This window comes from Mesorhizobium sp. M5C.F.Ca.ET.164.01.1.1, assembly GCF_004792125.1.
Classification (GTDB): Bacteria; Pseudomonadota; Alphaproteobacteria; order Rhizobiales; family Rhizobiaceae; genus Mesorhizobium; species Mesorhizobium wenxiniae.
This window is the reverse complement of record NZ_SRTG01000001.1, coordinates 3358204-3379955: the sequence shown is the minus strand read 5'-3', so window position 1 is coordinate 3379955 and position 21752 is coordinate 3358204. Positions and strand designations below refer to the sequence as shown.

General features: G+C 61.9%; 14 protein-coding genes and 4 pseudogenes. 3 read left to right on the top strand and 15 right to left on the bottom strand.

Going from position 1 to position 21752, the window contains the following annotated elements; all coding sequences use genetic code 11:
* Nucleotides 1–76: 76 nt before the first annotated feature.
* Nucleotides 77–1990: a potassium transporter Kup gene (locus tag EN807_RS16695; RefSeq protein WP_127316875.1), complete on the bottom strand. Its 1914-nt coding sequence runs from the start codon at nt 1988–1990 to the stop codon at nt 77–79.
* Between the two features lie 103 nt (nt 1991–2093).
* Complete coding sequence (locus EN807_RS16690; protein WP_135935727.1) at nt 2094–2834, bottom strand: pyridoxine 5'-phosphate synthase; 741 nt, start codon at nt 2832–2834, stop codon at nt 2094–2096.
* 112 nt (nt 2835–2946) lie between these two features.
* Here EN807_RS16690 and EN807_RS16685 point away from each other — a divergent pair, with 112 nt between their 5' ends.
* Nucleotides 2947–3369, top strand: coding sequence for an STAS/SEC14 domain-containing protein (locus EN807_RS16685; RefSeq protein WP_127316877.1), 423 nt, complete (start codon nt 2947–2949; stop codon nt 3367–3369).
* A gap of 19 nt (nt 3370–3388) precedes the next feature.
* Here EN807_RS16685 and EN807_RS16680 read toward each other — a convergent pair whose 3' ends face one another.
* The 10 genes and pseudogenes from EN807_RS16680 to EN807_RS16635 all read right to left on the bottom strand — a co-directional run bounded on the left by EN807_RS16680 (nt 3389) and on the right by EN807_RS16635 (nt 15272).
* Nucleotides 3389–4516, bottom strand: coding sequence for an ATP-dependent RecD-like DNA helicase (locus EN807_RS16680; protein ID WP_135935906.1), 1128 nt, complete (start codon nt 4514–4516; stop codon nt 3389–3391).
* Between the two features lie 147 nt (nt 4517–4663).
* Nucleotides 4664–5047 (bottom strand): nitrile hydratase accessory protein, encoded by a 384-nt coding sequence (locus EN807_RS16675; RefSeq protein WP_189522432.1) that lies wholly within the window; start codon nt 5045–5047, stop codon nt 4664–4666.
* A pseudogene (gene nthB / locus EN807_RS16670) lies at nt 5034–5692 on the bottom strand (nitrile hydratase subunit beta). The gene EN807_RS16675 and the pseudogene nthB overlap by 14 nt, the downstream one beginning before the upstream one ends.
* Nucleotides 5689–6294, bottom strand: a complete 606-nt coding sequence (gene nthA, locus EN807_RS16665; protein ID WP_135935726.1) for a nitrile hydratase subunit alpha — start codon at nt 6292–6294, stop codon at nt 5689–5691. Before nthA ends, nthB begins: the two are co-directional and overlap by 4 nt.
* Before the next feature lie 70 nt (nt 6295–6364).
* A pseudogene (locus tag EN807_RS16660) lies at nt 6365–9232 on the bottom strand (efflux RND transporter permease subunit).
* Nucleotides 9229–10459, bottom strand: a pseudogene (locus tag EN807_RS16655) (efflux RND transporter periplasmic adaptor subunit). The pseudogenes EN807_RS16660 and EN807_RS16655 overlap by 4 nt, the downstream one beginning before the upstream one ends.
* Before the next feature lie 168 nt (nt 10460–10627).
* Complete coding sequence (locus tag EN807_RS16650) at nt 10628–11224, bottom strand: LysE family translocator (protein WP_135935725.1); 597 nt, start codon at nt 11222–11224, stop codon at nt 10628–10630.
* A 151-nt stretch (nt 11225–11375) separates the two neighbouring features.
* Nucleotides 11376–11948 carry an acetolactate synthase small subunit gene (gene ilvN / locus EN807_RS16645; protein ID WP_029351349.1) on the bottom strand — a complete coding sequence of 191 codons (573 nt, stop codon included), beginning with the start codon at nt 11946–11948 and terminating at the stop codon, nt 11376–11378.
* An 82-nt stretch (nt 11949–12030) separates the two neighbouring features.
* Nucleotides 12031–13812 carry an acetolactate synthase 3 large subunit gene (locus EN807_RS16640; protein WP_135935724.1) on the bottom strand — a complete coding sequence of 594 codons (1782 nt, stop codon included), beginning with the start codon at nt 13810–13812 and terminating at the stop codon, nt 12031–12033.
* A gap of 299 nt (nt 13813–14111) precedes the next feature.
* On the bottom strand, nt 14112–15272 hold the full coding sequence (locus tag EN807_RS16635; protein ID WP_135935723.1) for a PcfJ domain-containing protein: 1161 nt from the start codon (nt 15270–15272) through the stop codon (nt 14112–14114).
* Between the two features lie 452 nt (nt 15273–15724).
* On the opposite strand from EN807_RS16635, the pseudogene EN807_RS16630 reads away from it, so the two are divergent.
* Nucleotides 15725–17472: pseudogene (locus EN807_RS16630) on the top strand (NAD(P)/FAD-dependent oxidoreductase).
* A gap of 13 nt (nt 17473–17485) precedes the next feature.
* Here the strand turns inward: EN807_RS16630 and EN807_RS16625 are convergent.
* Together EN807_RS16625 and EN807_RS16620 are read right to left on the bottom strand one after the other, a co-directional pair.
* The gene (locus EN807_RS16625) at nt 17486–18013 is read right to left on the bottom strand and encodes a GNAT family N-acetyltransferase (protein ID WP_135935722.1); all 528 of its coding nucleotides are present in this window, start codon (nt 18011–18013) and stop codon (nt 17486–17488) included.
* 80 nt (nt 18014–18093) lie between these two features.
* Nucleotides 18094–18660, bottom strand: a complete 567-nt coding sequence (locus EN807_RS16620; protein ID WP_135935721.1) for an XRE family transcriptional regulator — start codon at nt 18658–18660, stop codon at nt 18094–18096.
* Between the two features lie 153 nt (nt 18661–18813).
* Between EN807_RS16620 and EN807_RS16615 the strand changes: the two genes are divergently transcribed.
* Nucleotides 18814–20643: an ATP-binding protein gene (locus EN807_RS16615; protein ID WP_135935720.1), complete on the top strand. Its 1830-nt coding sequence runs from the start codon at nt 18814–18816 to the stop codon at nt 20641–20643.
* Between the two features lie 219 nt (nt 20644–20862).
* Here the strand turns inward: EN807_RS16615 and EN807_RS16610 are convergent, their stop codons facing one another.
* Complete coding sequence (locus EN807_RS16610; protein WP_065010266.1) at nt 20863–21654, bottom strand: GGDEF domain-containing protein; 792 nt, start codon at nt 21652–21654, stop codon at nt 20863–20865.
* Nucleotides 21655–21752 lie beyond the last annotated feature (98 nt).

Here is a 21752-nt window from a genome sequence, read left to right as displayed (position 1 = left end):
GAGCGTACTTTTGGGCACGTGAGTACCGGAAGCGCAGGAACCCGCCGTTCGCAGGCCACCTGAATATCGGCATGCCCTAGATCGCCACCTGCGTGCCGATCTCGACCACACGTCCGGTCGGGATCTGAAAATACTCCGTCGCATCCGCTGCCGTGCGCGCCAGCCCGATGAACAGCTTGTCCTGCCACACCGGCATGCCGGAATTGGGTGACGCCTTGAGCGAGCGCCGCGACAGGAAGAAGGAGGTCGTCATGATGTCGAACTTCCAGCCCTGCTTGCGGCAGATCGCCAGCGCACGCGGGATGTTGGGCTGTTCCATGTAGCCGAAGGTCAGCGTCACCCGCATGAACAGCTCGTTGATCGTTTCCATCTTGACCCGCTCGCTGTCGGGCACCACGGGCTGCTGCGCCGTCACAACCGAGAGGATGACATTCTGTTCGTGCAGCACCTTGTAGTGCTTCAGGCTGTGCATCAGCGCCGTCGGAGCGCTGACGGGATCGCTGGTCAGGAACACGGCCGTACCGGACACCAGCTGCGGTTTCTTCTTCAACAAATTGCCGGCAAGGAAATCGAGCGGAATCTCGTTCCTGCGCGTCTTGTCGAATAGATAGCGACTCCCGCGTATCCAGGTTCCCATGACCAGCCCCATGATGCCGGCAACAGCGATTGAAACCCATCCGCCTTCCACGAATTTCACAATATTTGCCAGGAAGAAGCCCGTGTCTATCGTGCCAAAGAGCAGCGCAAGCGCCGCAGCGAGTGCGGTCTGCCATTTCCATTGCCACCGCATCACCACGAAGAGCAAAATAGTCGTCATCAGCATTTCGCCTGTCACCGAAATTCCATAGGCGGAAGCCAGAGAACTCGAACTGCCAAAGCCGACGACCAGCAGCATTACGCCGAGCGCGAGAATGAGATTCACGCGTGGCATATAAATTTGGCCGAGTTGCATCTCGGAAGTATGCTGAACTTCGATTCTGGGCAGAAGATTGAGCTGCACCGCCTGCCTGGTCAGCGAAAACGCCCCGGAGATCACGGCTTGACTGGCGATGACAGTCGCTGCTGTGGCGAGCCCGACCATCGGTATCAGTGCCCAATCTGGCAGCATCTGGAAAAACGGATTGTCGGGCAGCCCCCCGTGAGCAAGAACGAACGCGCCTTGCCCAAAATAGCTGAGTAGCAAGCAGGGGAAGACGATCCAGACCCAGGCTAGCACGATTGGACGGCGACCGAAGTGGCCGAGATCGACGTAAAGCGCTTCAGCACCGGTGACCGCCAGAAAGACCGCGCCGACCGTAAGAAATGCGCCCGTTTTGGCTTCGGCGAGGTAGACGACCGCATAATAGGGGTTGATTGCCAAAAGCACCGACGGATCGTCAAGGATGTGCAGCAATCCGGCAATGCCGATCGCCAGAAACCAAAGCCCCGTCACCGGCCCGAAAACGGAGGCCACTCTACCGGTCCCGAAGCGCTGCACAGCAAACAGGACGGCAAGAATCACCAATGTAATGGGAACCACGTACGGATCGAACGCCGGGGTCACGACGCTCAGGCCTTCCACCGCTGAAAGCACCGATATGGCCGGCGTTATGATCGCGTCGCCGAAAAACAGTGCGGCTCCGCAGAGACCAATGCCAAGAATGATGCTGGAACCAGCCGGATAAGCTTTCCGGGCCAGCGCCATAAGCGACAGCGTACCGCCTTCACCCTTGTTATCCGCCCGAAGCACGAAGGCGACATATTTTATTGTCACGATAATCGTCAGGGCCCAGACAATCAGCGACAGAACGCCCAGAACGGCGCTGCGCGGATCGGTGCCGGACGACGCATGCAGTGCTTCGCGAAGTGCATAGATCGGACTGGTGCCGATGTCGCCGTAGACAACGCCCAGCGCGCCCAGCATCAAGACCTTTGTGCTGTGCTTTTCGACCTCAGGATGGCTCGATTGTTCGACGGGTTCTGCCTCACTACCACTGTTGGTAAGGGCCATAGGCGACACTCCGATAAGCGGGCGGTGCTCTACGCTTGCTGCGATGCAATATCAAGTGCCCCGACGTGATGGCTGCCATGTTCGCCATGCGAGGCTTCCGTCTCTACCACCCGCAGGCCTTCAGAAATCTTTTGATCGTGCCGGCCATGCCATACTCCAACGCATCGGCTGTCAACCCATGTCCAATCGACACTTCGGCCAATACCGGGATGCGCTTTGCCAATGCCGGCAGGTTGCTCACCACCAGATCGTGGCCGGCATTGACCTGAAGTCCGGCGGCAAGCGCGGCGTCAGCGGCTTTTCCCAACCTTTCCAGCTCTTTCTCCGCTTTTGCAGAATCGGAATGGCAACTGCCATACGGACCCGTGTAGAGCTCGATCCGGTCGGCGCCGGTGTCGCGCGCGGCCTTCATGCCTGCCGGATCCGGGTCGGAAAACAACGACACGCGAAAGCCCCCCTTTTTCAGGCGCTTGACGATCGGTGTCAGGAACGCCGCCTCGGCGGCGAAGTTCCAGCCATGGTCGGAGGTGGCTTGGGCAGGGTCGTCGGGCACCAGCGTCACCTGCTCCGGCTGGTGCTTTTCCACAAGCGCCAGGAAATCCTCGCTCGGATAGCCCTCGATGTTGAACTCCGCCTGAGGGAATTCGTCGTCGATCAGCGCCCTGATCTCCGGCAGGTCGGAATGCCTGGTGTGCCGCTCGTCGGGCCGCGGATGCACTGTCAGCCCATGCGCGCCCGCGGCAAGTGCGATGCGTCCGAGCCCGGTGACGCTTGGCCACGGCAGATCGCGCCGGTTGCGCAGCATGGCGATGGCATTGAGATTGACGGAGAGTTTTGCAGGCATGGCTTCTCGGGTCCGGACGTATTTGCGGCCATCTATACCGCCTTTGGCGGGAACAGACAGGGGGTTTCCGGTGTTCCAGAGGGACATATAATATCCAGCAAGAGGAAGGCCCGTGAATTATCTTGAAGAAGTGCCGGCGGTTCGCCGCATCGACACCGACCGCGACGACCTGTTCGCGATCGACGTCGTCGGCCATATCACGGCCGCCGACGCGGAGAATCTGTTCGGTTTGCTGGAGGCGGCTTACGCGCTGCACCCGAAAATCGACGTGCTGGTGCGTCTGGTCGATCATGACGGCGTCGACTGGGCCGATGTGTCGGACAGCACTATCGAACAGGGCACGGCCGATGCCGTGGCGCATATCGGCCGCTGTGCGGCAATCGGCGAGCCAAACTGGATACCGGCCGCACAAGGCATCTTGCCCGCCACCGTGCCAATCGAATTCCGGCATTTCGAGGCCGAGGACGAAGCGGCCGCCTGGGAATGGCTGGGTGCCAAGCCGATTAGTGCGCCGGTGATGCCAGCAGGGTCATGATGGTGACGCGGGATCGATCCTATCTGACGATGGTCAACCGTTCGGCCGCGCGCGTGATCGCGGTGTAGAGCCAGCGCTGGCGGGTTTCCTTGAACGCCCAGCTTTCGTCGAAAAGCACGATCTCGTTCCACTGCGAGCCTTGCGCCTTGTGCACAGTCAGCGCGTAGCCATAGTCGAAATCGTCGAAGCGCTTTTTCTGCTGCCAGGGAATATCGGCGTCCGGGTCCTCGAACGCCGCTTTGAGCAGCTTGATCTTGGCTACGCCGCGGTCTGGATCGTCCTCCTCCGGTGAGACCAGCAAATTGATGCCGGGTTTCACCGTCTCGCGCGACGAGGTCATCACCTTCCACAGCGAGCCGTTCAGCAATCCCTTGGCCGGGTCGTTGCGCAGGCAGACGAGCTTGTCGCCGGCCTGCGGGTAGTCGGCATTGAACCCCTTCAGTTCGCGCAGCCGCTGATTATACCGACGCCGCGTCCTGTTGGTGCCGACCAGCACCTGGTCCGCCTTCAGCACCAGTTCCTGGGTGACATCTTCCTTGCCGATCACCTGCGCCGTGCCATAGTCGCCGCGCATGAATTCGCGTCCCTCGCGCACGTCGAGCGCCAGCCGGATGATCGGGTTGTCGCGCGCCTGCCGGTGGATCTCGGTGAGCAGAATATCGGGCTCATGGTCGGTGAAGAAGCCGCCGCCCGAGATCGGCGGCAACTGGCCGGGATCGCCGAGAACGAGGATCGGCGTGCCGAAACTCATCAGGTCGCGGCCGAGTTGTTCGTCGACCATCGAACATTCGTCGATGACGACGAGCTTGGCCCGCGAGATCGGGCTCTGCCGGTTGAGCGAAAAGGTCGGCGACATCGAAGTCTTGCCGGTCACCTCGTCCGCCACCGATTCCTCGCCCTTTGGCCGGTAGATCAGCGAATGGATGGTGCGCGCATTGACCGCGCCCTTGGAACGCAGCACCTGCGCCGCCTTACCGGTGAAGGCAGCGAACTGCACCTGGCCGTCGACATGCTCGGCAAAATAGCGCGCCAGCGTCGTCTTGCCGGTACCGGCAAAGCCGAACAGCCGGAAGAGCTGCGGCTTTCCGGTCTTGAGCCAGGTGGCGACCGCTTTCAGCGCATCGTCCTGTTGAGGAGAGAATTCCATCAGCGCGAGAGACCGGATTCGCGAGGGAAAGACAAGGCCGACAACTACCGGCACTAAGATCATCAGTGGCGGGCCTACCGCCGACAACGACACAAGTTATCAGGCAGATGTCGGAACGTAAAGGGAACAAAGTCGAGCCGCCACGACCTAACCGGTCGGGCCGCCACGACCTTCGGTCCGGCTGGGATCGTTCTCCAGCAGGATCGGCTTGCCATGGGGCGTTGCGTGCGCGGCGCGTCCCCAGGCAGCGGCAAGCGTATCGACATCGCTCTTGCCGGCGACGCCTTTGGCCGACAGCAACTTTTCCAGTGCTGCCAGCCAGTGCTCGTAATAATCATGGCCATCGCTCGCGGCACCCGGCTTCTTGACCTCGGCGGACAAGGCGTCCGCCCATTCGCTCCAAGAGAACAGGCCCTTGTCGTGCAGCGCGACCGTCATGGCGAAGGCTTCCGCTTGCCATGGCTCGGCGAAAACCGGCGCATCGACGCCGGCCGGCAGCGCGGTGACTGACTTCGCCTCACGCCGGTTCAAGATAGCTCTCCCAGGCGTCGATCGACACGGTCAGCGTCGGGTCGGCGCCCTCGCCCCAGATTTCCGCGCCCTCAAAAACCACCGTATAGACCCATTGCGGGTTTTCGCCTTGCCCATGCGCGTTGGTGTCGGGAAAGACAAAACCATCGCGCACCGCCTCGACGGCGCCTTGCTTGCCGCGTGCGTAGCGCGGCAGCCGCGTATGGCCGGTCGGATGAAAATTCTTTGTCCGCACGAGGTCGCCCGCCTTGAACCGAGCCGGGGTCGCGATCGGCCGGTCGCATGGGCCGCCCTTGGCCAGCACCGCCAGCACGTTTTCCGCCTTCAGCACCCTTTTGGGCGCCGCCGCTGGATCGACCGCCTTGCCGCGACCAAATCGCGATCGCTGACGAAGCCATGCCGCTTGAGCAAGGTTTCCAGCGCCTTGATCCAGATCTCGTAGTAGCTGGAGGCATAGTAGTTGGCTGGATGCAGCGACTCCCGCGCATGCCGGCTCTCGTCGATGTTCCACGCCCCCATCGCGCCGGCACACAGCGTCACGCCCAGTGCACGCCTTTCCCAGGCGGCATGGAAATAGGGCTCGTCCTTCTCAGGCGCGACCGACCCGAACCCCATCTGTCCGCCGAGATCCTGCGGCCCGTTCATTTCGGCGCCCCGGCCAGTCCGGTGCCGATCATCGCGTCTCGCGTCACCAGATCCGCCAGCCGCTCCTCGCTCCAGTCCTCGGTGCCCTTCGGCCGCGTCGGCACGACCAGATAGCGGAGCTCGGCAGTAGAGTCCCACACCCGGATTTTGGTCGTTGCCGGCAAGGTCAGCCCGAATTCTTCGAGCACGCCGCGCGGATCGATCACTGCACGCGAACGATAGGGCGGCGCCTTATACCAGACCGGCGGCAGGCCGAGCACCGACCACGGGTAGCACGAGCACAGCGTGCAGACGACGAGGTTGTGCGTGTCAACCGTGTTGAAGACGGCCTGCATATGCTCACCTTGCCGTCCGGTGTAGCCGAGCGAGCCAATCGCCACCGTCGCGTCGCGTTTCAGCAAGGCAGCAAAGTCAGGATCGACCCAGGCCTTCGCCACCACCTTGGCGCCGTTGCGCGGGCCGATTTTTGTCTCGTAGGTGTCGACGATCACGTCGATGGCGGCCGGATCGATCAGCCCTTTCTGGGTAAGGATCGTCTCCAGCGCGCGCACCCGGGCGGCAAAAGGATCAAGCTCGTTGTCGCGGTCGTGATCATGGGACATGGGCGTCAAATTACGATCGCGAGCCGCCGGCGGCAAGTGCCACGGCTTGAGCCAGTGAAACCCATCGGCTTTACTCTGCAGCCGCCTTTTGCGGCTCGCCCTGCAACTCTTCTCCGCCCTCGAACAGCGACGGCTGGTCGACGGTTTCGACCGGTAGCTGCTCGTCCCGACGCTGCGGCCACAGCCCGAGAAGCCAGCCGGAAAAATGCTCCATGTAGACATAGATGACCGGCGTGACGAACAGCGTCAGCGCTTGCGAAGCGACCAGGCCGCCGACCGCCGCAACGCCGAGCGGCTGGCGCAGTTCCGCGCTGGCGCCGGTCCCGAGCGCGATCGGGATCGTGCCCATCAGCGCCGCCAGCGTCGTCATCATGATCGGACGAAAGCGCATCAGGCAGGCCTTGTTGATGGAATCGAGCGGCGACATCCCCTAGATCGTCGCCGGCATGCCGATCTTTTCCTTCAGCGCATTGATGTGGGTCACGCTGTCACCGAGCGCGACGCCCTGCGGCAGATTGTAGGAGATGGTCACCGCCGGAAGCTGGCCGAGCTGATTGATGGTCAACGCGCCGGCGGTCCGATCGACACTGGCGAAAGCGCCGAGCGGCACCAGGCTGCCGCTGGCCGTCCTCACCTTGATCGCCAGCATCCTTTCTGGCGACCACTCGATCCTCGGGTCGAGCTCCATGATCACCTCATAGCTGTCGGCCGAACCGAAGATGGTCGACACTTGCTCGGTGCCGAAACCGCCATAGAGGCTGGAGCGCAGCGTATCGGTGTCGATGCCAAGCGTCGCCGCTTTGTCGCGGTCGACCACCAAAGACGCCTGCAAGGCGTTATTCTGCAAATCATTGGTGACGTCTGTGAAGGCTGCGTGATCCGCGACCATCGCGTCGGTGAGCTTCAGCGCCCAGCTGTCCGCCGCGCCGATGTCGAGGCCCTGCACGACGAGCTGATAGGCGCTGGCCGAAGCGCGCGCGCCGAGCCGCAGATTCTGCACCGGCTGCATGAAAGTTTCGATGCCGGGAACATTGGCCAGCTGCCGCCGCAGATCCGATAGCACCTTGTCGATATTGGGGCGCTGGTCCTTGTCCTTCAATTGCACATAGAGCCGGCCCTGGTTGAGCGCGTTGTCTCCGCCGCCTACCGACCACCCTACATGCGAGACATAGGGTGAATGGGTGAAGACATCAGCCACTTGCCCCTGCAGCTTCACCATGGCGTCGAACGAAATGTCCTGGCGCGCGGTGGTCGTCACCGAAATCTGGCCGATATCCTCCTGCGGGAAGAAGCCCTTCGGCGAGGTCTGGATCAGCCAGACCGACAGTGCGGCCGTTCCGATAAAGACGAGAAAAACCAGGAAACTGTGCCGCAGGCAGAAGGTCAGCAGCCAGCCATAGCCTCGCATGAAGAAATTGTGCCTGTGATCTCCGCCCTGCGCTGCTTCGCGCTCGGCCTTCGACACCGATAAAAGCCGCGAGCACAGCATCGGCGTCAGTGTCAGCGACACGAACATCGACGCCAGGATGGCGACTGTCACCACCACCGCGAACTCGTTGAAAATGCGGCCGATCACTTCGCCCATCAAAAGCACGGGGATGAACACCGCCACCAGCGAGATCGAGATCGAAATGATGGTGAAGCCGATTTCCCGCGCACCTTTGAGCGCCGCGTCGGGGGCCGAGAGCCCATCCTCCTCCATGTGGCGGAAGATGTTCTCCAGCATGACGATCGCATCGTCGACGACAAGGCCGACCGCCATTGTCAGACCCATCAGCGATATGTTGTCGATAGAAAAGCCGAACAGGAACATGGCGCCGAGCGTGGCGATCAGCGAGATCGGCACCGCCACCGCCGGGATGATTGTCGCGGTTACCCGGCGCAGGAACAGGAAGATCACCATCACCACCAGTGCGATGGTGAGCAGCAGCGTGAACTGCACGTCGTCGACCGCCTCGCGGATCGAAGTCGAGCGGTCGTTGAGCAACTGGAGACTGGCCGCCGCCGGCATTTGATCCTGGAAGGACGGCAGCATCGCCTTGACGCGGTCAACGACGTCGACGGTGTTGGCATCAGGCTGGCGCTGCACCGCCATGATGATCGCGCGGGTGCCGTCGTACCAGCTTGCCGTCGTCGTGGTCTCGACCGAATCGATGACGCGGGTCACCTCGCCGAGCCGCACCGGACGGCCGTTCCTGGTGGCTATAATGATGTTGGAAAATCCCGCCGCGTTGTTCAGCTGCGTATTGGCGGTGATCGTCAGCTGCTGCTTGTCGTTCTGCAGCACGCCGAGCGGCGTGTTGCTGTTGGCCGAGGCGATCGCCGTCTGCAGCTGGTCGATCGAGATGCCGCGTGCGGCGAGCGCCGTCGGATCGATCTGGACGCGCACAGCGTATTTCTGCCGCCCGAAGATCGAGACCTGCGCCACGCCTTCGATCGTCGACAGCGACGGCGAGATCACACTCTCGGCAAAGGCATCGAGATCGGTCAGCGGAACCGTGTCGCTGACCAGCGACATCAGGAGGATCGGCGCATCGGCCGGATTGACCTTGCGGTAGCTCGGCGGGCTGGTCATCTCGGGCGGCAATTGGCGCTGCGTTCGCGCGATCGCCGCCTGCACGTCGGCCGCCGCGGCGTCGATGTCGCGATTGAGCACGAACTGGATGGCGATCGAGGTGGAGCCAAGCGAATTCGTGGTCGAGATCGAATCGATGCCGGCGATGGTGGCGAACTGCTTGATCAGCGGCGTTGCCACCGAGGTCGCCATGGTTTCCGGCGAGGCGCCGGGCAGCGAGGCCGAGACGTTGACAACCGGAAACTCGGCGCTCGGCAGAGCGGCCACTGGCAGGAACTTGTAAGCGAACAGCCCGCCCAGCACGAGGGCAAAGGACATGAGCAGGGTGGCGACGGGCCTGCGGATGCAGAATTCGGACATCATGGGCGCGTCCCGGCCGCCTTGCCAGCCTCCGCAACCCTTGGAGACGCCTGATCGCCGGTTCCGACCTCGGCTTCGCGGATCGGCGAACCGTTCTTCAGCTTTGCCTGGCCCTCGACGACGACACGTTCGCCGCTTTTCAGCCCCTCGCCGATAGCGCTGCTGTCGCCTTCGGTCAGCGCGACCTGCACGGGCCGCATCTCCACCGTCTCGTCAAGCTTGATCACATAGACGAACGGTCCCTTCTGGCTGGGCTGGACCGCAACCGTGGGAACGGAGGTCATTTGCCGCATGATGCCGGCATCGAGAACGACATTCACATATTGGCCCGGCCACAGCGAAAGATCGGCATTGGGCACGCGTTGCGATCGTGCCGGAGGCTGTGTCGACGCTGGAATCGACGAAATCGAGGGTCCCCTTGCCGATCGGCGTCGGATCGCCGTCCCTGGTCAGCGTGACTGCGCCTTCCCTTGGCTCCGCCAGCGCCTTGTGCAGCAAGGCAAGATCGCTTTCCGGAAGATTGAAGTTCACCTGCAACGGGTCCACCTGGGTGATGGTCACCAGCGGGGTCGACGTGCTGTTGCCGTTGCTGGTGGTGACGAGATCGCCGATCGCGACGTTGACCGCGGCCAGCCTGCCGGAAATCGGCGCCGTGATCGTGGCAAAGCCGAGTTGGACAGCGTCGGCATCGAGCGACGCCTTGTCGGCATCGACTGTGGCCGCAGCGGACTTCTGCGCGGCGATTGCCTGATCATAGGTTTGCTGCGTGCCAGCCTGCCTGGCGACAAGGTTCTTGGCGCGCTCAAGATCGGCCGTGGCACTGGCAAGCAGCGCCTCGTTCTTGGCGAGCGTCGCCTGGTCACGGGCCTGTTGCGCCTTCAGTGAGCGGTCGTCCAGCGAGAACAGAAGGTCGCCAGCCCTCACCATCTGCCCGTCCTTGACGGCGATCGATGTGATCTGGCTCGAGATCCGTGCGTTCACGCTGACCACGGCGGGGGAGGATACGAAGCCGATGGCGTAGCGCCGGATCGGGAAGTCGGCCGTCGAAGCGGTGGCGGCAACCACCGAGGTCGAACGTGCGGCATTTGCGGCGGCCGCCGGTTTGTCAGGAGCCGCCTGCCCCGCTGACAGCATCTGCCGGACCTTGTCCGTTGCCGCGGGCGAAAGGTAGAGCCCGGCTGCGACAAGGCAGGCGGCCGCAAGCACCGCAAGCACGATCTTCCCACGCATTGTCAAAAGCCTTCTATCCGACACGCCGTGGTTCGGTGGTCATATCTTGACGTAACTCGCAGCCTAGTGCCGCGGGTTCACCAGGTTAGATAGAAGACGCCAAAGGCGAAAAAGGGCCAAAACTCGGCATTACGAAGATTTAATGTGCAGTGCACAATAAAACGGCAGCTACCGAAGCATCGGCCACAGCGTCGCCGCCAGCAGAACGCCCATGGCGATGTTGAACCATTTCAGCCGTACCGGATCCGACAGAAAACCGCGCAGCGCCATGCCGAAACCTGCCCACACCGAAACACTCGGCAGGTTGACGACGGTGAAGGCTATCGAGATCAACGCCACCGACAGAAACGGATGCTGCGGAATGGCATAGACGGCCATGGCAGTGATAGCCATCACCCAAGCCTTGGGATTGACCCACTGGAACGCTGCCGCATCGATGAAACGCATCGGTCGCGCATTGGCCTCGCCCTTGCCGCTGAGCGAACGCGACATGGCGATCTTCCAGGCGAGATAGAGCAGGTAGACGCCGCCCGCGATCTTCAATCCGGTGTGCAGCGCCGGAAACGCAGTCAGCACGGCGCCGAGACCGAAGCCGACGGCAAGCAACAGCACGAGGAAGCCGATGCTGATGCCCAGCATGTGCGGAATGGTTTTGGCAAAACCGAAATTCACGCCGGAAGCCAAAAGCATGAAGTTGTTCGGGCCCGGCGTGATCCAAGTCACGAAGGCATAGACCAGCAGGGCAAGAAATGCATCGAGGGTCATGGCTTCTTCCCAAGCAGGTCAGCAATATTGTCTTTTTGGTTCAGGCGCACAAAGGCCACCCCGCGACGGCAGCCGGGCCAGAGGATCAGCACCAAAAGCAACAGACAGGTGTAGGCGGCGCCAGCGCGTTGGAGACATAGCGCCGGACGGTTTACATCCCTTGCGGGCCGCGATTCATCGCCGCCACACCGGTCCGGCAGATCTCGACCAGGCCGAGCGGTTTCATGATGGCGATGAACTGGTCGATCTTGGAGCCCTTGCCGGTGATCTCGAAGATGAAATGCTCGGTATTGGCGTCGATGACGCTGGCGCGGAAGGCATCGGCCAGCCTCAGCGCCTCGACGCGACCTTCGCCGGTGCCGGCCACTTTCACCAGCGCGAGCTCCCGCTCCAGCGGCCGGTCCTGGCCGAGTTCATGCGAGCGCACGGTGAGATCGACGACACGGTGCACCGGCACGATGCGCTCGAGCTGATGCTTGATCTGCTCCAGCACATGCGGCGTACCTCGCGTTACGATGGTGATGCGCGACAGATGCTTTTCATGTTCGGTTTCGGAGACCGTCAGGCTCTCGATGTTGTAGCCGCGTCCGGAAAACAAGCCGATGACCCGGGCCAGCACGCCCGGCTCGTTGTCGACCAGCACGGAAAGCGTGTGAGTCTCCGGCTTTTCCGTTTCCTTGGCGATGAAGTAGGCGGAGCCGGTCGGTTGAAGCTGTGCGTTCATGACATGAATCTCGATTTCAAACTTTTGAGCCAATTCTCTGTTTACGTACGGCTTCTTCCGACAGCCCTGCCCCGGCTGAGTGTTACACCAGTTCCCTGCCCTTGGCGTCGATGGCGTTGGCCACCGCCTCGTCGGTCGCCTCATCAGGCAGAAGCATCTCGTTGTGCGCCTTGCCCGACGGGATCATCGGGAAGCAGTTGGCAAGTGTCGCCACCCGGCAGTCGAAGATCACCGGCTTCTTCACCGAAATCATCTCCTTGATGGCGTCGTCCAGCTCGTCCGGCTTCTCGCAGCGGATGCCGTGGCCGCCATAGGCTTCGGCAAGCTTGACGAAATCCGGCATCGCTTCGGTGTAGGAATGCGACAGCCGGTTGCCGTGCAGAAGCTGCTGCCACTGCCGCACCATGCCCATATACTGGTTGTTGAGGATGAAGATCTTGATGGGCGCTTCGTGCTGCACCGCGGCACTCATCTCCTGCATCGTCATCTGCACCGAGGCGTCGCCGGCAATGTCGATGACCAGCGCATCCGGGTGCGCGATCTGGACGCCGAGCGCCGCCGGCAGGCCGTAGCCCATCGTGCCGAGCCCACCGGAGGTCATCCAGCGGTTCGGCTTCTCGAAATGGTAGTGCTGCGCCGCCCACATCTGGTGCTGGCCGACCTCGGTGGTGATGTAGGTGTCCATGTCCTTGGTCAGCGCGTAGAGCCGCTGGACGGCATACTGCGGCATGATCACGTCGTGGTTCATCTTGTAGGCAAGCGAATCCCGCGCCCGCCATTTCGCGATCTGCTCCCACCACGGGTGGAGCGCCTTCTTGTCGGCTTTGGCGGTCGCCCGCCACAGCCGCACCAGATCCTCCAGCACCCGGCCGACATCGCCGATGATGGGCACATCGGTGTGGACGTTCTTGTTGATCGACGATGGATCGATGTCGATATGGATCTTCTTCGAGTTCGGCGAGAACGCGGTGAGCCGACCGGTGATACGGTCGTCGAAGCGCGCGCCGATGCAGACCATGACGTCGCAATCATGCATCGCCATATTGGCTTCATAGGTGCCGTGCATGCCGAGCATGCCCACCCAGTTCTTGCCCGACGCCGGATAGGCGCCAAGGCCCATCAGCGTCGAGGTGATCGGGAAGCCGGTCAGATCGACCAGTTCGCGCAGCAAATGGCTGGCTTCCGGGCCGGAATTGATGACACCGCCGCCCGTATAGAGGATCGGCCTTTTCGCGTTGGCCATCAGTTCGACCGCCGCCTTGATCTTTTCCAGGTCGCCCTGGACCTTAGGCTGATAGCTCGTGCGCGGCGCCGTCTGTGGCGGCACGTAGATGCCCTTGGCGAACTGCACGTCCTTCGGAATATCGACGACGACCGGACCGGGACGTCCTGTCGTTGCGACGTGGAAGGCCTCGTGGATGATTGCCGCGAGCTCGTTGACGTCCTTCACCAGCCAATTGTGTTTGGTGCAGGGGCGCGTGATGCCGATCGTGTCGCACTCCTGGAACGCGTCCGAGCCGATCAGCGAGGTCGGTACCTGACCGGTCAGGCAGACCAGCGGGATCGAATCCATCAGCGCGTCCTGCAGCGGCGTGACCGCGTTGGTGGCGCCCGGCCCCGAGGTCACCAGCATGACGCCGGCCTTGCCGGTCGAGCGCGCATAGCCCTCCGCCGCGTGGCCCGCGCCCTGCTCGTGACGGACGAGGATGTGCTCGACCTCGTCCTGTTGGAAGATTTCATCATAGATCGGGAGAACCGCGCCGCCCGGATAGCCGAAAACATGCTTGACGCCATTGTCCTTCAGCGCCTGCACCACCATTTCGGCGCCCGTCATTTCGCGCCGCTCGTTCTGTCCACTGCTCATCGGTCTGGTCCCGTACTGTCCGCCATCGGGCGATTGCTGGTCGTTTAGTCGTGTTTCGGGCAATAAAAAAGGCCCCCAAGGGAGCCTGTGTCTGCGCATGGGAGGTTTTCGCCCGGCGGTTACACCGCCTTGCCCACGCGCTTTCCTACTACGAGAATGAGTGCCGTTTTCATGGTGGCGGACAATAGAATTGGTTTTGCGCCGCTGTCAACGGTGAATGTGACACGATGCGAGGCGGCGGCACATTCGCCCCTTTGTGCAATCCGCGCGGCATTTGCGCCGCGCGGGGTCTTCCGTTTTCAGGCATTCAGCACCACGCCCCTCGCCTTGGCCCAGCGCTCGACGATCTTGCGCTCCTCCGGCGAGGCGAGACGATTGCCGAAACCGCGCACTTGCACTGCACGGTTTTGCTGGTCGAGCTCGATCGTCAGCAACCGCTCGACTTTGCCGAGCGCTGTGCGCCGCAGCACCCAGATCGAGGCGTTGCCGGCAATGCATTTGGCCGCGTACATCGAGACGCAGTGATGCATCGCTCGGCTCTCGGCAACCAGATCCTCGGCCGTCTTGAGTTGGCGAACGAAGAAACGCTCGCCATGCGCCTTCGCCTCCTTGGAGGATGGCTGCCATTCCCAGTCCTCGAGGCGCGAGCCGTCCCAGGCGCGGCCTTGCGACTGCATTCCGGCAGTACGCGGAGCCCGCCCGGCAGCGCGGCGGCGCATTGCCTCGATGCGTTCGATCGCGGCAATGTCGCGATGCCACTCCAACATTTGCCGACGCAGCGAGGCGAGCGTACGACCCTTCAGGGTGTATGCTGCGTCGCGCTGGTGCATCGCGCCAATATAGTCGCACAGATCATCGATCTCCTCCTTCGACGCGGGATGCCCGCAGAAGAACCGCGTCACCTCGCGCCAGAAGACCAACTCCCCGCGCGGTGTGCGCGCAACTTTCGTCCGCGCAAGTCGGGCCGCTAACCCCGGATCATCCGTATAGGACCGGGCGATCGCCACCTGAAACGCCTCGTCGAACGTGAAATCGCCGGATAAGTTTAGGAAACAATGCACCTCCTTGCGGGACAGCCACGCATTGGCGCCCGCCTTGTAGAGCGAGTCGCCACGCGCAACCGCGATATACCAGGCCTTGCGGAGCGCAACCTCGCTGGCATCCAGCCCCGAAGCATCCAGCCAGATGCCCTCGAGCGCAGCCGAAACCGGGTAACGCGCATAAAGATGGCGCGCGGCAGCCAGCCGCAGGCGCGCACGGTCGCGCGTCTTCAGCTTTGGACGCCACAGCGCACCGTCGCGGATCGCCATACCGGCAAAGCCCCGGCGTGCGTCGTGAAGCGCCCGCTCGAAATCCGGAGCGGGACGCGCGACGGGAGAAACCCGCCGCAGCGTTACGGCATATGCTTCAATGCGTTCGCGCTCGGCTTCCTGCCTGCGCTGGATCATGGACTTCGCCATGGCCGTTCTTCCTGATTGGTACCCTGTCAGCCGCACGCAATTCCAGCGTCGGCACGAAACGTGTCGATCTGGGTTGCCGGATCATTGACAGGGTCTCCTTTCAGGAGGACGGGTTAGGAATGGGCGGTTCTCTAAGCCCGCAGCAAACTTGACGCAAGAGCCATTCTTTCAACGTTTACAATGGTCTGATGGTGTGTTGCAAAGGTGCAACTTTGGTTTCAGCCAGCAACGATTGTCGGCGGGGAACTCTCGACGCGCTGGTGCGCGCAAAAATGTGGGGCAAATTGTTCGCCGCCGCGCGGACCAGAATTTTTGCGGTAAGCCATTGAAACCGCGCCAAACTATTTGACGACGTGACGCGGCGCACAGTTTGCCGCGATACTCCGGTCAACCGGGCTGGGAGGGTCCGGCAAAGCCACGGTGACGACCAGGACTTCACGGGAGGAAATTTGATGCTCGACAAGGCCCCAGCCAAAAAACTGTCCGACCTGCTCGACCAATTCGGCGCAGCGCTTGCCGCCGGCGACATCGACAAGGCGGTCGGGTGCTTCCAGGAAGACTGCTACTGGCGCGACCTGGTGACCTTCACCTGGAACATCAAGACCATGGAAGGTCGCGACCAGGTGCACGACATGCTGACGAGCCAGCTGGCGAAGACAAGACCTTCGAACTGGGCGATCGCCAAGGGCGAAGACGCCACCGAGAGCGACGGGCTGCTCGAAGGTTGGATCAGTTTTGAAACGGAGGTTGCGCGCGGCTTCGGCCATATCAGGCTGAAGAACGGCAAGATCTGGACGCTCCTCACCACTATGGTCGAGCTGAAGGGTCATGAGGAACCCGCCGGCTTCGCCCGGCCGTTGGGCGCCAAGCATGGCCACGGAAAAAATCGTCCGACCTGGAAGGAAGAGCGCGAGAAGGAAGCCGCCGAACTCGGCTTTGTCAGTCAGCCCTACACGCTGATCATCGGCGGCGGCCAGGGCGGCATCGCGCTCGGCGCCCGGTTGAGGCAACTCGGCGTGCCGACCATCATCGTCGAGAAGAACGAGCGTGCCGGCGATTCATGGCGCAAGCGCTACAAGTCGCTCTGCCTGCACGACCCGGTCTGGTACGATCATCTGCCCTATATCGACTTCCCCAGGAACTGGCCGGTCTTCTCGCCCAAGGACAAGATCGGCGACTGGCTGGAAATGTACACCAAGGTCATGGAGCTGAACTACTGGTCCTCCACCGAGGCCAAGAGCGCCGCCTATGACGACGAGAAAAAGGAGTGGACGGTCGTCGTCCATCGCGGAGGCAAGGACATAACGCTGAAGCCGAAGCAGCTGGTGCTGGCCACCGGCATGTCGGGCCGGCCCAACATCCCGAAGTTCCGGACAGCTACGTTGGCAAGAAGGTCGTCGTCATCGGTTCGAACAATTCCGCGCACGACATCTGCGCCGCACTCTGGGAAGCCGGCGTCGACGTCACCATGGTGCAACGCTCGACCACGCATATCGTCAAATCCGACACGCTGATGGATGTCGGGCTCGGCGCGCTCTATTCGGAGCAGGCCGTGCAAAACGGCATGACCACGGCCAGGGCCGATCTCATCTTCGCCTCCCTGCCCTACAAGATCCTGCACGAGTTCCAGATCCCGCTCTACGAAAAGATGAAGAAGCGCGATGCCGCCTTCTATGAGGGCCTGGAAAGGGCCGGCTTCATGCTCGACTGGGGCGACGACGGTTCGGGCCTGTTCATGAAATATCTCAGGCGCGGTTCCGGCTACTACATCGACATCGGCGCCTCCCAGCTGATCATCGACGGCGCCATCAAGCTGAAGAGCGGCGTCGACGTGACCGAGATCAAGGAACATTCGGTCCTGCTCAGCGACGGCACCGAGCTGTCGGCCGATGTCGTCGTCTACGCCACCGGCTACGGTTCGATGAACGGCTGGGCGGCGGAGCTGATCTCGAAAGAAGTCGCCGACAAAGTCGGGAAGTGCTGGGGTCTCGGCTCGAACACCACCAAGGACCCGGGCCCCTGGGAGGGCGAACAGCGCAACATGTGGAAGCCGACACAACAGGAAGCGCTCTGGTTCCACGGCGGCAATCTGCACCAGTCACGCCACTATTCGCAGTTCCTGTCGCTGCAGTTGAAAGCACGGCTCGAGGGCATCGCAACGCCTGTCTACGGGCTGCAGGAGGTCCACCACACGGGATAGAAATTCGGGGCTGTCACCGGGACTGGCCGATGCGCTTCCAGTAGATAAGCGTACCGGTCAGTCCGCCATGCGGCTTCAATGCAAAGTCCGGTATCTCACCGGCAAGCGTGAAGCCCAACCTCTCATAGAGACCGGAAGCGCCCTCCTCTGTCGCCGTATCCAGGACCAGCAGCGTGCGGCCTTTTTCGACTGCGAGGCTTTCGGCCGCCGACATCAGGCGAGTAGCCACGCCTTTGCCGCGATGGTCGACGCGGGTCATCAGCTTGGCGATCTCGGCCCGGTGCGGCTGGTTGGGGGGAAAGTCGAGCAGCAAGGTAACGGTGCCGACCAGAGCCTCGCCGTCCCAGGCACCGAGCACAGCTCTTTCGCCTCTTGCAGTCGCAATAAGCGACTTCCTCCAGAAGGCGCCTGCGGCCTCCGGCGCCAGCGGATGCATGAAACTGACCGATCCACCGGCCGCTACCGTCTCGATCAGCATATCGACCAGCATTGCATGCGTTTCCGCAGTTTGTGTCAGCGCTTTGATTTCGATGGAACTCATGCGTGCAAGATCCCTGGAGCGAGATGAAAATCGCTGTGAATGCGCGAGCGTCGGTCGGGCCATAAGATGCGGCCCTGTCATCAGCCTCTGGCCAGCGCGACCAGATACTCGGCGGCGTCCGGTCCCGGAGCGTGGAAGCTGCAATCCGACGGCGCGCCAAGCGCCAGGCAGTCACCCGGTTCGAGACTGTGGACGATGTCGCCCTCGGTGAATTCCAGCCGTCCGGACATCAGCCATATCTGTTGTCTGATGAAGGCATAGGACGCTGCCGGAAAGCTCACCTTGGCTCCCGCCGGCAATTGAACCCGGATCAGCTCGAGCGGCATATCCGAGATCGGCGAAAGATGCCGCCTGACATAGCCTGTTGCGGGATCCCGCCAAAGCGGTTGATCGCTTTCGCGAAGCAGCCCGCCGCCTTGCAGCTCGGCCCGCGCGATGAGGGTGGAAAGCGTCATGCCGAAGGCCGCGGCGACCCGTACAAGAAGTGCTGCGGTCGGGCTCGTCTTGCCGCGCTCTATCGTGCTGAGCATGGCTTTCGACACGTCGGACCGGTCCGCGAGCTCCGCCAGCGACCAGTCCCTCAAGGTTCTTTCGGAGCGTATTCGCCTGCCGATGGTCGCCGAGATGTCGTTCGCTATATTAGTCATAAATCTGGTATATCGAAATTTTGACGTAGAGCAAGGCCGATCGAATTCAATTTTCACGAATGGCTTAATTGCTCTTACACCATCCGACCTCACCCCGCCTTAACCCCGTCGATGTAAGGTCGATCGCCTGGGGAAATGGGAAACAGCCTGTCCATGTTCGTCGACCGCGAAGCCTCCGTCGGAGAGCCGGCATTGCAGGAGCGCCGCAAGGCGGAGCAGAACGACAAGCGCATTCTGGGCAATGTCGTCCAGTGCGACGGCGCGCGCGCCACCATCAGCGCCTATGCCGCCGATGTCGAAGGCACGGTTACCGGCCATTGGAGCGTCGGCAAGATGATCTCCATCAACCTTGGCGCGACGCGAACCGTCGGCCTGGTCTACGAGATCGGCAAGTCGGATCGCGCCTGGAGCAACGCGGGCCAGAACCCAATCGAGGTCAGTATCGAGCTCATCGGCGAGGTGCGCGACGGCGCCGAGCCCGGCACCAAACCGATTTTCGACCGCGGTATCACCACCTATCCGCATATCGGCGCCATCGCCCACCGCATCCGCAGCCGCGACTTGCAGGCGGTCTATGATCTCGCCGGACGTCCTTCGATTACCATCGGAACGCTGTCACAGGATGAGGCGATCGACGCCAACATCGCCATTGACGACACGCTGGCGCGCCATTTCGCCATTGTCGGCACCACAGGCGTCGGCAAATCCACCGCCGTCTCGCTGCTTTTGCGCAAATCGATCGCCGCTCGACCCGACCTGCGCGTTCTCATCCTCGATCCGCACAACGAGTTTGCCGCCTCCTTGCCCGAGCACTGCGTCAGGGTCGATTCGACGACGCTGGACCTGCCCTTCTGGATGTTCAAGCTCGAGGAATTTGCCGAAGTGCTGTTTCGCGGGCGCGAGACCGTGCCGGAAGAGGTCGATGCTTTGCGCGATCTCATTCCCGCAGCCAAGAACCTGTATCGCAACCCGAATTCCGGCACCTATCTCAGGCGTGGCACTGATGCACTGACCGCGGACACCCCGGTGCCCTATCGCGTTGCCGATCTTATCAAGCAGATCGACGAGCGCATGGGACTGCTGGAAAGCAAGAACGACCGCCCCACCCTCAAATCGCTGAAGACGCGCATCGAATCGGCAGCCTCGGATCCGCGCTACCGCTTCATGTTCAATTCGCGGCTGATCGAAGATACCATCCACGAGACGATCGGCAATATTTTCCGCGTGCCGCATCACGGGCGCCCGGTGACCTGCTTCGAGATGGCCGGCATGCCGTCGGAAGTGGTCAATTCCGTCTGTTCGGTGCTGGCGCGCCTGGCCTTCGACCTTGCACTGTGGAGCGAAGGCCGGCTGCGGCTGCTTTTGCTGTGCGAGGAAGCACACCGCTATATGCCGGCCGATCCGCGCCTTGGTTTTGCGCCGACCCGACACGCACTGTCGCGCATCGCCAAGGAAGGCCGCAAATATGGCTGTTATCTTGGTATCGTCACCCAGCGCCCGGGCGAGCTCGATCCCACCATCCTGTCGCAGTGCTCGACCTTTTTCGCCATGCGGCTCGCCAACGAGCAGGACCAGGCGATCATCCGCTCGGCGATCGCCGATTCCTCAGCCTCGACGCTGGCATTCCTGTCTTCGATGGGCCAGCGCGAAGCCATCGCCTTCGGCGAGGGCGTGGCGACGACCATGCGGCTGAAGTTCGAGAAAATGTCCGATGACCTGATTCCAGGCACGGCCAAGCGCGAGGAAGCCTTGCCGTCCGAAATGGGCAATGATGTCGACCTCGTGGCGATCGTCGAAAGGCTGCGCAACGTGCCAAAACCACAGCAGGCGATGGCCTTCGCCGAAGTCGTGGATTCCGGCCGACAGGCCGGCGATCGCGACTACCGCAAGCCGGCTGTCCCGCGCGCCCAGCCCGACGACGATTTCGACATGCGTTATGGCCTGAAACCCGCAACCTTCGGCCTGCGCCCGCAGAACGATTGAGCCGGCGACCGTTAAAGTCTCCATAGATCCAGCGCCCTGCGCGCTTGAGATACCGGGCAAGCTTTCACTGCTTGGGTAGATCCCGTCAGGAAATTCGTCAGGCTGAGCCGGATGGTGCCGTTTTCGAGAACCGGAGCGGAGTGGACATTCAGTCCACGAGCACCGGAAGCGCAGAAAACGGCATCAGGCGGCCAGCCTCACGAATCTAGTGACGGGATCTTAGGCGCAGACGCGGTTTCGGCCTTGCCTCTTGGCCTCATACAGCTGGCGGTCGGCGCGGCGATAGAACTCTTCGGCGGTTTCCTTACGGTCCCAGACGGCAAGGCCGACGCTCGTGGTGATCTTCAGGCGGACATTGCCGGACAGTATAGACATGTTGGCAATCGCCTTGCGGATGCGCTCGGCGAATTTGGACAGAAGTTCGGCGTCCATGTTGGGCGTGACCACTGCGAACTCCTCGCCACCGAGGCGCGCCACCACATCGTGATAGCGTGTCATGTCCTTGAGACAATTGGCGACCGCCCGCAACACCTCGTCGCCAACATCATGGCCGTGGGTGTCGTTGACCTGCTTGAAATGGTCGAGATCAAGGATCATCAGCCCGACCGGCTTCTCGATGCGACGGAATTCCTCGAGATATTCCTTCAGTGCATCGTCGAAATAGCGCCGGTTCTGCATACCGGTCAGGCTGTCGGTCAGCGCTGCATGCTCCAGCGTTTCCGAACGGGCGCTGAGCGAAACCGTCATGGCGCGCAGCTTGCCTTCTTCTGTCGCCTGCTTGCGGATCAGCGGGTAGATAAAGAAAATGCCGAAGAACAGGGCAGTCGCCAAAAGAACGCCGGTCCCAAACAACAGCTTGTTGAGATAGATGATCTTGTCGACCCTTGCGGGTGTATGAACGTCTTCGGCGAAGGCCTGCAGAAGCCCATAGGCGTGAAGCGTCACCAGGCCGGCGGCCAGGATCACGAAGATAAACACGAAAAAGGCTGATTCCGCCTTGTGAAAACGCATCTGCTCCCCGTTGCAAAATTCCCAAAGACGTTATGGCATGGACGGGCTTACGGAGGGTTAATTAGGACAACTTCGACGGGAAGTATCCCCTCAAAATC